The following is a 10,561-nucleotide window of genomic DNA, read 5'->3' on the forward strand; positions in this document are numbered from 1 at the left end:
TCCCAAAGCTTCACAGCACCACGATATTCACAGAGAACCCCGCATATCCACTGAAATAAATAGGAACAGTTGTTTACCCCCTGATACGGCACGGGCCCGCATCCCGGCACCGGGATGCGGGCCCGTGGTGCCGTATCAGGCGTCCAGGGCCGCCGAGACCACGGCCCTGGCCTCCTCCTGGACACGGCTCAGGTGCTCGCTGCCGAGGAAGGACTCGGCATAGATCTTGTAGACGTCCTCGGTGCCCGAGGGGCGGGCGGCGAACCAGGCGTTCTCCGTCGTCACCTTGATCCCGCCGATCGCCGCGCCGTTGCCCGGCGCCGAGGTGAGCACGGCGGTGACCGGTTCGCCCGCGAGGGTGTCGGCGCTGACCTGCTCGGGGGAGAGCCTCGCCAGCACCGCCTTCTGCTCACGGTCCGCCGGGGCGTCGATCCGGGCGTACGCGGGCTCACCGAACCGGGACGTCAGCGCGGCGTAGCGCTCGGACGGCGAGTCGCCCGTCACCGCGAGGATCTCGGAGGCGAGCAGCGCGAGGAGGATGCCGTCCTTGTCGGTCGTCCAGACCGATCCGTCCCGGCGCAGGAAGGACGCCCCGGCCGACTCCTCACCGCCGAACCCGAGCGAGCCGTCGGCCAGACCGTCCACGAACCACTTGAACCCGACCGGCACCTCCACCAGTTCGCGGCCGATGTCGGCGGCGACCCGGTCGATCATCCCGGACGACACCAGGGTCTTGCCGACGCCGGCCCCCGCGGGCCACCGGTCCCGGTGGGTGTACAGGTAGTCGATGGCCACGGCGAGGTAGTGGTTCGGGTTCATCAGGCCGGCGTCCGGGGTGACGATGCCGTGCCGGTCCGCGTCGGCGTCGTTGCCGGTGGCGATCTGGTAGCGCTCGCGCTCTCCGATCAGCGAGGCCATGGCGTACGGCGAGGAGCAGTCCATCCGGATTCTGCCGTCCCAGTCCAGCGTCATGAACCGCCAGGTCGGGTCCGTGAGCGGGTTGACCACGGTGAGGTCGAGCCGGTGCTGCTCGGCGATGCGGCCCCAGTACGCGACCGACGCCCCGCCGAGCGGGTCGGCACCGATCCGCACCCCGGCCGTGCGCACCGCGTCCAGATCGAGCACGGACGGAAGGTCCGTCACATAGCTGCCGAGGAAGTCGTACGTCCCGGTCGACGGGGCCGCGAGCGCGCGGGCGTACGGCAGCCGGCGCACGTCCTTGAGACCGTCCGTGATGATCTCGTTGGCCCGCTCCTGGATCCAGCCGGTCGCCGCGGACGCGGCCGGACCGCCGTTCGGCGGGTTGTACTTGAACCCGCCGTCACCGGGCGGGTTGTGGGACGGGGTGACCACCACACCGTCGGCGGGATGGTCCGTCCTGCCGCGGTTGTACGTGAGGATGGCGTGCGAGACCGCGGGTGTCGGGGTGTAGCCGTCGGCGGAGTCGATGAGCACGGCGACGTCGTTCGCCGCGAACACTTCGAGTGCGGTGACGCGCGCGGGTTCGGAGAGCGCGTGGGTGTCGGCCCCGAGGAAGAGCGGCCCGTCCGTGCCCTGCCGGGCCCGGTACTCACTGATGGCCTGGCTCGTCGCGGCGATGTGGTCCTCGTTGAACGCGGTGGCCGTCGAGGAGCCCCGGTGTCCCGAGGTGCCGAAAGCGACCCGCTGGCCTGCCTCGGCCGGATCGGGGTGCAGCGTGTAGTACGCCGTCACCAGCCGTGCCACATCGGTCAGGTCCTCGGGACGCGCCAGCTGTCCGGCTCGTGTGTGCGGCATCTGCCACTCCTCCGTATCGGTCGGTCGGTGCGATCTGCCCGCCGGATCATTTTCGCCGGTCGGCAGCGGTGGCGGGCGCCCGCCCCGCCGTGCGTACGGCCACCGCCGCCGCGTGTCCGGCGGGGACCGCGACATCGGTGACGGTCCAGCCCGCGGGGCCGGGCTGCGGATGCGGACCGGTGCCCAGGTGATCGTGCGAAAGACCGCCGGCCAGGCCGAACCCCGTCCCCTTCAGGTAGGCCTCCTTGCGGGTCCACGCCCGGACGAAGGCGGCCGGCCGCTGGTCCTCGGGCAGTTCGGCCAGCTCGCGGCGCTCCGCCGGGTGCAGCTGGTCCCCGATCTCCGCCACCGTCCGGGCCTGCGGGGTGGCCTCCACATCCGCCCCCACCGGCGTGCCGGCGAAAGCCAGCAGTGCGATGCCCCGGGTGTGCGACAGGGAGAAGTGCACACCGCCGTCGGTCGCGGGCCGGCCGTGCGGACCGCCGCAGGACGGACACGGCTCGCGCCTGAGCGGGACGGCGGCGGGGGCGACGCCCAGCCGGGCGCCGAGCAGCATCCGCAGCGCTACGTGCGAGGCCAGATAGCAGAGGCGGTCGGCCTCGACGACCAGACTTCCGGCGCGCCCGAGTTCCTCGTCGTCGAGGATGTCCGGCGCGAGCCGCCGCGCCCGTTCGCCCTCCTGCCGCGCGTCCACGAGCCACAACGAGGGAGCACCGGGCTCCCAGGAGGGCACCGGGCCCCGATAGCCGGTGTCGGTGGGTGCGAACTCGTGGGGCTGGTACACCGTGACGTCTTCCCTCGGCCGTGGCGGGTGCCGTGAGCGGGTGTCAACGGCGGAGCGGGCGTCCATATTCTATGGAGATCCCGACCGGCACAGACGTATGTTCGATCACAGGTGGCCAGGTCACACCGATCCCGAGGGGCGCGGGGGGCATTTCGGCCACCGTCCCGTCGAACAGGAGACACCGGATGCCATCGGACGACCGCCCGCAGTCCGCCACCGTACGGCTGAGGGAGGCCCGAGCACAGGACGCGACGCCTCTCACCCGGCTCTTCCTCGCCTCCCGCGCCGCGGCCATGCCGTACCTGCCGCGCGTGCACAGTGACGAGGCCACGCTGGACTGGATGACGCATGTCGTACTGCCCGGCACGGACGTCTGGGTGGCCGAACTCCACGAGGAGGGCGTCGGGCAGGAGATCGCCGGATTCGTCTCGGTCGACGGCGAAGAGCTGGAACAGCTCTATCTGAGCCCCGGTGTGTGGGGCCGTGGCATCGGCAGCCGGCTGCTGGCGAAGGCCAAGGAACACAGCCCCGAGCGGCTCGCGCTCTACGCGTTCCAGCGCAACGCCGGTGCGCGTGCCTTCTACGAGCGGCACGGCTTCACCGCTGCCGAGTTCAACGACGGCAGCCGCAACGAGGAGGGCGAGCCGGACGTACGGTACCGCTGGAGCGCGTCGGACTGACCCGGCGGGCGTGGCGGCGGACGGCTACGAAGCGGTGTCGAGGGTCTTGGCCCACTCGTCCACGGTGATGACCTCGCCGCGCCGGGCGAGGAGTTCGTTCAGGAGCATGTCGTGCAGGGCGGGGCTGGGGTCGGTGCAGGCGTCGGACAGGACGGTGACTGCGTAGTCGAGATCGGCCGCCTGCAGGGCGGTGGACAGGACGATGCCGCCGGTGGCGATGCCGGCCAGGACGAGATGACCGATGTCCTGTGCGGTCAGGATCTGGTGGAGGTTGTTCCCGGCGAAGGCGCTGACCCGGTTCTTGTGGACGACGGTCGGTCTCCCCGTCGGCGGGGGCGACATCGGGGTGAATGGCGGCGCCCGGGTCGTCCGCGGTGTAGAGGTGGGCCGGCAGCGAGCCGAACATCCTGTTGCGCGGGTGGGCGTCGGTGTGGCCCGGGCGCAGCCGGAGCGTCACATGGATGACGGGGACGCCCGCGGCGCGAGCGGTGGCGAGTGCGTGCGCGGCGCGCGGCAGGTAGTCATCGGGGCAGTGGGCGATGTGGCTGTGCTGGAGGTCCATCGCGAGGAGTGCGGTGCGGGCCATGGCAGGCGCCTTTCGATCAGGGAGCCGGTACGGGGGAGTTGGGGTGCGCGCGGCGCGCGGCCGCCGGGTGCTCCATGGCGCCTACGGCGCGTCGGCCGGGCTCTGCCCGTCCTTCGCGCGGCCGAGCGTGCGGTCGAAGAGGGTCAGGAGGAGATACAGGACTCCTGCGCCGAGCATGATCCAGGCGAGGTGGTGCATGCCGCCGGTGTCCGCGCGCTGCCCGAAGGAGGCGGCAGCCGTGGAGGACGCGATCATCGAGCCGACGTAGGCGAAGGTGCGCAGCAGCCCGGCGGATGAGGCGGTGCGTTCGGGATCGGCCTGGAAGTAGACGGAGTTCTGCAGGGCCAGACTGTTCAGTCCCTGCGGGACGCCGAAGATCAGTGCGACGAGAACGAGCATCCACACGGGGCTGTCCCCGCTGAGCATCAGCATCACGACACAGGCGACGACCTGCCCGAGTCCGCCGGCGAGCAGCTTGCCGCGTACACCCTTGCGCCGGCCGGTGAGGACCGAGACGCCGATGGCCACCAGGAACATCGGGATCTGCACCAGTCCGGCGTGGAACGGCGAGAGTCCGAACCCCTCCTCCGTCCACTGGGTGAAGCCGTAGAGGAAGGAGTAGGCGACGACGTAGGCGACCAGCGCCCGCCCGTAGGTGGCCAGCAGCGGCGTGTTGCCGCCCAGCACCCGCAGATTGATGAACGGGGTGGGAGCCCGCAGCTCCCGCACCGCGAACGCGGCGCTCGCGGCGGCGGCGATCGCCGGCAGGTACCAGTCGCGCAGGTGCAGGTTCATCAGGAACAGCAGCAGGGATATGAGCATCGCGGCGAACAGCGCCATCCCGGGCAGATCGAGCTGGGCGGCGATGCGCCCGCGCTGCGGGGACTCGCCGGTCCCGGCCTCCTTGGGCAGCCGCAGCAGCCCCAGCACCACGGCCACGAGGGCCAGCGGCACATTCACCGCGAAGGTGGCGCGCCAGCCGCCCAGGCCGATCAGCAGACCGCCCAGCAGCGGGCCGATCACCGCGATGGTCTGGTTGGCCACCGCCAGGGCGGTCAGCACCCCGCCGGGGCTGTCCCGGCCGGTGCGCTTCGCCTCGCTGCGCACCAGTGCCATCGCGGCGGGATACCCCGCGCAGGTGCCGAACCCGAGCAGGACCCGGGAGCCGATCAGCACCCCCAGGTTCGGCGCCAGGGTGCCGATGACACCTGCGACCCCGACCAGGCTCGTACTGACGAGGAAGAGCCTGCGCGGCCCGAAGATGTCGATGAGCCGGCCCACGACGGGCTGCCCGAGAGCCGTCGCCAGGTAGAGGGCGGAGACCAGCCACGCGGTCTGCGAGGGCGGCGCGCCCAGCGCGTTGCCGATGGGGATGAGCGTGACGGCGATGATCGTGGAGTTGACCGGGTTCAGGACCGAGCCCAGCATCATCGGCGGCAGCAGCCGCCGGTCGAAACCCGCCGGCGCCGTCGTGGCAGGCCCCTGCGTCGTCCGGTCAGTCATGGGTGAGGCGCTCCAGTACGGCCATGGCGGCGAGCACGGCCCGCCGCTCCTCTTCCGTGCACCTGTCCTGCAGCTCACCGGCCAGCCACTCCTGCCGGGCCTGCCGCCCCTCCGCCACCCGCCGGACGCCCTCCGGGGTCAGTGCGATCAGCAGACGGCGTCCGTCGCCGGGATCCGGCCGTCGTTCCACCAGCCCCAGATCGGTCAGCGCCGCGACCGTGGCGGTCATCGACTGGTGGCGCACCCCCTCGGCGGAGGCGAGCTCACTGGCCGTGACGCCCGACTCGCCGGACAGCCGGGTCAGCACGGACTCCTGCCCGAAGGTGATGTCCTCGGCCTCGGCGGCGTTCAGGATGCGGCGTCGCAGCCGGCCGATGACCGTGCGGACCTCTCGTGAGGCCTGAACCGCCGAGGGCGACAGACGCGGGCTCTCGTTCATGCAGCCCACAGTAGAACCTGCAGCTTGAGGTGTACAGTTTGGACTGTGTAACTCGCTGCCCGACGCGCTGCGCTGTCGTTCGCCCCCCTTCCTCCTTTTCCTCCTTCCTCACCCCAGGGGTTCCGCGATTCCGTGTACCGGCCCGAGCCGGCGTTCTCTCCCCGTCCGAGCTGGCGCTTTTCGGCGCCTTTCGCTTTCCCGCAAATATGTTGCGTAAATTGCGGGGCGCTTGCGGTGTGGGCGATCGGTGATCTATCGCCTTGTTTGTCACGTCAGTTGGGGTGGTGCGAGGGAATCCGCCTCCGTTTCGTCTTCTGCCGGAATGGTGGACTCTCCATCAATTCTCTGCAACTCTCTGACCGCAATACGCAAAAGTCCACCCTGCGGGTGCAGGAAACCATGCCCTCGCAGGTACGCAGCCAGAGCCGCGCCTTGGTCGCGCCCCCTGCGCCGAGGCCGAAGATCGGGGACATATGAGAACGCAACGATGGAGATGGCGGGTCCTTTCCGCCGCTGTCACCACCAGCCTGCTGATGATCGGCTGGCCGGCGCTCCACGCGTCCGCGGCCGGCGGCCCGAACATCGCGGCCGGCCACAAGGCGGCCGCGAGCAGCGCGGGCAGCGGGAAAGCCGCGGACAACATCGCCGACGGCGAACAGTCGACGTACTGGGAGGGCTCGGGCAAGGCCCTGCCCCAGTGGGTACAGAGCGATCTGGGCAGAACGACCCGCGTCGACCAGGTCACACTGAAGCTTCCCGCGGGCTGGGCGAGCCGCCGCCAGACGCTCTCGCTCCAGGGCAGCGCCGACGGCAGCAGCTTCTCGACGCTGAAGACCTCGGCCGCCTACACCTTCGCACCGGGCAGCTCCAACAAGGTGACCATCAGCTTCCCGGCCACCCGGGCCCGGTTCGTCCGGGCGAACATCACCGCGAACACGGCCTCGAAGAACGGCCAGCTCGCCGAGCTGGAGGTCCACGCGGCGGCGGAGTCGTCGGTGAACCTCGCCGCCGGCCGCAAACTGACGGCCAGCAGCTACACCCAGACCTACGTCGCCGCCCAGGCCAACGACGGCAACGCCGCCAGCTACTGGGAGAGCCGCAACGGCGAACTGCCCCAGTGGATCCAGGCCGACCTCGGCTCCTCGGTCCGCGTCGACCGTGTGGTGCTGCGGCTGCCGGACGGCTGGGAGAGCCGAAACCAGACGCTGAAGATCCAGGGCAGCGCCAACGGATCGGACTTCACCGACCTGACGCAGCCCAAGGCCTACGGCTTCAGCCCGACGGCGGGTGAGTCGGCGACGATCTCCTTCGACGCCACGACCACGCGCTATGTGCGCGTCCTGGTCAGCGCCAACTCCGTCCAGCCGGGCGCCCAGGTCTCCGAGCTGGAGATCTACGGCCCCGAGTCCGGTGACACCCAGGCACCTACCGCGCCGACGCAGCTGGCCTACACCGAACCGGCCACCGGGCAGATCAAGCTGACGTGGAAGGCGTCGACGGACGACACCGCCGTCACCGGCTACGACGTCTATGCCGACAACACCTTGCTGAGCAGCGTGGCCGGCAACGTCACCACGTTCACCGACACCCGTCCGGCCGGCACCACCGTGTCGTACCACGTCCGGGCCAAGGACGCGGCGGGCAACGCCTCGGGGAACAGCAACACCGTGACCCGTAGCGGGAGTTCCGGTGACACCCAGGCGCCCACCGCACCGGCGGACCTGAGCTTCACCGAGCCGTCCGCAGGGCAGATCAAGCTGGTCTGGCAGGCCTCGACCGACAACAAGGCCGTCACCGGGTACGACATCTACGCCAACAACGTGCTGCGCAAGAGCGTGGCGGGTGATGTCACCAGCTACACCGACAGCCAGTCCGCCGCGACGACGGTCTCCTACACCGTCCGTGCCAAGGACGCCGCGGGCAACGTGTCGGGGGACAGCAACGCCGTCACCCGTAACGGCAGTACGAGCGCGGCCTCCAACCTCGCGGTCGGCAAGCCCATCACCGCCTCGTCCGTGGTCAACACGTTCGTCGCGGAGAACGCCAACGACAACAGCCTGAGCACGTACTGGGAGGGTGCCGGGGGCAGCTACCCGAACACGCTCACCGTGAAGCTGGGCGCCAACGCCGACACCGACAGCGTCGTGGTCAAGCTCAACCCGGACAGCAGCTGGGGAGCCAGAACCCAGAACATCCAGGTCCTCGGCCGTGAGCAGGACGCTTCGTCCTTCACCGGCCTCGTCGCGGCCAAGGACTACGCGTTCAGCCCGGGCAGCGGGAACGCGGTCACCATTCCGGTGGACGGCCGGGTCGCCGACGTCCAGCTGAAGTTCAACTCCAACACCGGCTCCGGAGCCGGTCAGGTCGCGGAGTTCCAGGTGCTGGGCGCCCCGGCACCCAATCCGAACCTCCAGGTCAGCGGGGTCACATCGGCTCCGGCCGCGCCGGTCGAGTCGGACCCGGTCACCCTGACCGCCACGGTGCGCAACGCCGGTTCGGTCGCGTCGCCGGCGAGCAAGCTCGAATTCCGGCTCGGCGGTTCCAAGATCGCCACGGCGTCCGTGGGCGCACTGGCGGGCGGGGCCTCCACTCAGGTCAGCGCCGAGATAGGGCCGCGGGACGCGGGCACGTACGAGCTCAGTGCCGTCGCCGACCCGGGAGACGAGGTCATCGAGCAGAACGAGACCGACAACACCTACACGAGCACGACCGGTCTGGTCGTCAAGCCGGTCGCCAGCTCGGACCTGGTCGCGACCGCCGTCAGTACCTCGCCCTCGGCCCCGTCCGAGGGCGACGACGTCGCCTTCTCGGTGGCGGTCAAGAACCAGGGCTCGGTGGCATCGGCGGGCGGCAGCCACGCCATCACGCTGAGCCTGACCGACTCCAAGGGCGCCGCGGTGAAGACCCTCACCGGTGCGTACAGCGGAGCCATCGCCCCGGGTAAGACGAGTGACCCGGTGAACCTGGGCAGCTGGAAGGCGGCGAACGGCTCGTACAGCGTCAAGACCGTGATCGCGGACGACGCCAACGAACTCCCGGTGAAGCGCGAGAACAACACCTCCACCAGTTCGCTCTTCGTCGGCCGCGGCGCGGACATGCCGTACGACATGTACGAGGCGGAGGACGGCGTCACCGGGGGCGGCGCAAAGGTCGTCGGTCCGAACCGGACCGTCGGCGACGTCGCGGGCGAGGCGTCCGGCCGCAAGGCAGTGACCCTCAACAGCACCGGAAACTACGTGGAGTTCACCACCAGGGCGAGCACCAACACCCTGGTGACCCGGTTCTCCATCCCGGACTCCGAGGGCGGCGGAGGCATCGACTCCAAGCTGAACCTCTACGTGGACGGCACCTTCCTCAAGGCGATCGACCTCACCTCGAAGTACGCCTGGCTGTACGGCGCCGAGACCGGACCCGGAAACTCCCCGGGGGCGGGGTCGCCGCGGCACATCTACGACGAGGCGAACGTGATGCTCGGCAAGACCGTTCCGGCCGGCAGCAAGATCCGGCTGCAGAAGGACGCCGCGAACACCTCCGCCTACGCGATCGACTTCGTCAGCCTGGAGCAGGCGACACAGATCGCCAACCCGGACCCGGCCGCCTACGCCGTGCCCGCCGGATTCACTCACCAGGACGTCCAGAACGCCCTGGACAAGGTCCGGATGGACACCACGGGCAAGCTGGTCGGTGTCTACCTGCCGGCCGGTGACTACGAGACCGCCAGCAAGTTCCAGGTCTACGGAAAGGCCGTGAAGGTCGTCGGCGCCGGGCCCTGGTACACCAGGTTCCACGCGCCCGGGTCCCAGGAGAACACCGACAACGGATTCCGCGCCGAGGCCAGTGCGAAGGGATCGTCGTTCGCGAACTTCGCCTACTTCGGGAACTACACCTCACGCATCGACGGACCGGGCAAGGTGTTCGACTTCTCCAACGTCTCGGACATCACCATCGACAATGTCTGGAACGAGCACACGGTGTGCCTCTACTGGGGCGCCAACACCGACAGCATCACCATCAAGAACTCCCGCATCCGTGACACGTTCGCCGACGGCATCAACATGACCAACGGCTCGACGGACAACCACGTCGTCAACAACGAGTCGCGGGCCACGGGTGACGACAGCTTCGCCCTGTTCTCGGCGATCGACTCCGGTGGCTCGGACATGAAGAACAACGTGTACGAGAACCTCACCTCGATCCTGACCTGGCGTGCGGCGGGTGTCGCCGTCTACGGCGGCTTCGACAACACCTTCCGCAACATCCTCATCGCGGACACCCTGGTCTACTCGGGCATCACGGTGAGCTCGCTGGACTTCGGCTACCCGATGAACGGCTTCGGGACCGATCCGACGACGATCGAGAACGTGTCGGTCATCCGCTCAGGCGGTCACTTCTGGGGGACGCAGACCTTCCCCGGCATCTGGCTGTTCTCCGCCTCCAAGGTGTTCCAGGGCATCCGGATCAACAACGTCGACATCGTCGACCCGACGTACAGCGGCATCATGTTCCAGACCAACTACGTGGGAGGACAGCCACAGTTCCCGATCAAGGACACCGTACTGACCGACATCTCGATCACCGGCGCCCGCAAGAGCGGGGACGCCCTCGACGCCAAGTCGGGCTTCGGCCTGTGGGCCAACGAGATGCCGGAGGCCGGCCAGGGGCCCGCCGTCGGTGAGGTCACCTTCAACGGCCTGAAGCTCAGCGGCAACGCGCAGGACGTGAAGAACACGACCTCCACCATGAAGATCAACATCAATCCGTAGACCGCTGCGCACAGGGACGCCGTCCGGCCT

At 69.5% G+C, this 10,561-nt stretch carries 6 protein-coding genes and 1 pseudogene; 2 read left to right on the forward strand and 5 right to left on the reverse strand.

The annotated features are described in order from the left end of the window. Positions 1-135 precede the first annotated feature (135 nt). Positions 136-1,776 (reverse strand): phosphoglucomutase (alpha-D-glucose-1,6-bisphosphate-dependent), encoded by a 1,641-nt coding sequence (gene pgm, locus ACFVW8_RS36225; RefSeq protein WP_389697761.1) that lies wholly within the window; start codon positions 1,774-1,776, stop codon positions 136-138. A 46-nt stretch (positions 1,777-1,822) separates the two neighbouring features. Further along, a complete protein-coding gene (locus ACFVW8_RS36230; RefSeq protein ID WP_389697763.1) occupies positions 1,823-2,560 on the reverse strand; it encodes a 4'-phosphopantetheinyl transferase family protein in 738 nt (245 codons plus the stop codon). A gap of 185 nt (positions 2,561-2,745) precedes the next feature. Between ACFVW8_RS36230 and ACFVW8_RS36235 the strand changes: the two genes are divergently transcribed. Then, positions 2,746-3,240, forward strand: a complete 495-nt coding sequence (locus tag ACFVW8_RS36235) for a GNAT family N-acetyltransferase (RefSeq protein WP_389697765.1) — start codon at positions 2,746-2,748, stop codon at positions 3,238-3,240. A 24-nt stretch (positions 3,241-3,264) separates the two neighbouring features. Here the strand turns inward: ACFVW8_RS36235 and ACFVW8_RS36240 are convergent. From ACFVW8_RS36240 to ACFVW8_RS36250, 3 genes and pseudogenes are all read right to left on the reverse strand, one after another. Then, positions 3,265-3,826 (reverse strand): annotated as a pseudogene (locus ACFVW8_RS36240) (cysteine hydrolase family protein). An 81-nt stretch (positions 3,827-3,907) separates the two neighbouring features. Next, on the reverse strand, positions 3,908-5,329 hold the full coding sequence (locus ACFVW8_RS36245) for an MFS transporter (protein ID WP_389697767.1): 1,422 nt from the start codon (positions 5,327-5,329) through the stop codon (positions 3,908-3,910). After that, entirely contained in the window at positions 5,322-5,768 is a 447-nt protein-coding gene (locus tag ACFVW8_RS36250) for a MarR family winged helix-turn-helix transcriptional regulator (protein ID WP_389697769.1), read from the reverse strand. The genes ACFVW8_RS36245 and ACFVW8_RS36250 overlap by 8 nt, the downstream gene beginning before the upstream one ends. A 473-nt stretch (positions 5,769-6,241) precedes the next feature. On the opposite strand from ACFVW8_RS36250, the gene ACFVW8_RS36255 reads away from it, so the two are divergent. Then, positions 6,242-10,531: a discoidin domain-containing protein gene (locus ACFVW8_RS36255; RefSeq protein WP_389697771.1), complete on the forward strand. Its 4,290-nt coding sequence runs from the start codon at positions 6,242-6,244 to the stop codon at positions 10,529-10,531. The last annotated feature ends 30 nt before the right edge of the window (positions 10,532-10,561 follow it).

The organism is Streptomyces sp. NPDC058221, assembly GCF_042882365.1.
Lineage (GTDB): Bacteria > Actinomycetota > Actinomycetes > Streptomycetales > Streptomycetaceae > Streptomyces.